1 protein-coding gene is annotated in these 291 nt (G+C 70.4%); it reads left to right on the forward strand.

Annotated elements, in window-relative coordinates; all coding sequences use genetic code 11:
* Positions 1-291 (forward strand): hypothetical protein (locus IF89_RS40075; protein WP_043195118.1); only part of this gene is annotated, 291 nt, incomplete at both ends.

Here is a 291-nt window from a genome sequence, read left to right on the forward strand (position 1 = left end):
CCCAACGGCCCCTCCCAGGAACGCGTCATCCGCGAAGCCCTCACCGCCTCCGGCCTCACCACCGCCGACGTCGACGCCGTCGAAGCCCACGGCACCGGAACCACCCTCGGCGACCCCATCGAAGCCCAAGCCATCCTCGCCACCTACGGCCAAGGCCGAGACACCCGCCAACCCCTCCTCCTCGGCTCCCTCAAATCCAACATCGGCCACGCCCAAGCCGCCGCCGGCGTCGGCGGCGTCATCAAAATGGTCATGGCCATGCACCACGGCCTCCTCCCCCGCACCCTCCAC

Origin of the sequence: Streptomyces sp. NRRL F-2664, from assembly GCF_000719345.1 — a bacterium.
GTDB lineage: Bacteria > Actinomycetota > Actinomycetes > Streptomycetales > Streptomycetaceae > Streptomyces.